1 protein-coding gene is annotated in these 500 nt (G+C 57.6%); it reads left to right on the forward strand.

What is annotated here, in order from left to right; translation table 11 throughout:
- Positions 1 to 500 (forward strand): GTP-binding protein (locus AACW87_RS14600; RefSeq protein WP_241326818.1); only part of this gene is annotated, 500 nt, incomplete at both ends.

The following is a 500-nucleotide window of genomic DNA, read 5'->3' on the forward strand; positions in this document are numbered from 1 at the left end:
CACTACGCGCACGTAGATTGCCCGGGTCACGCCGACTACGTTAAAAACATGATCACCGGTGCTGCCCAGATGGACGGCGCGATCCTGGTAGTAGCTGCGACCGACGGCCCGATGCCGCAAACTCGTGAGCACATCCTGCTGGGTCGCCAGGTTGGTATCCCGTACATGATCGTGTTCATGAACAAGTGCGACATGGTAGATGACGAAGAGCTGCTCGAACTGGTCGAGATGGAAGTTCGTGAACTGCTGACCGAATATGACTTCCCGGGTGATGACCTGCCGGTAGTCCGTGGTTCCGCGCTGAAAGCGCTGGAAGGCGACGCTGCATGGGAAGAGAAGATCATCGAGCTGGCCAACCACCTGGATACCTACATCCCGGAGCCGGAGCGCGCAATTGACCTGCCGTTCCTGATGCCTATCGAAGACGTATTCTCCATCGCTGGCCGTGGTACCGTTGTTACCGGTCGTGTTGAGCGCGGTATCGTCAAAGTTGGTGAGAC

Source organism: Aeromonas sp. MR7 (assembly GCF_963899385.1).
Classification (GTDB): domain Bacteria; phylum Pseudomonadota; class Gammaproteobacteria; order Enterobacterales; family Aeromonadaceae; genus Aeromonas; species Aeromonas bestiarum.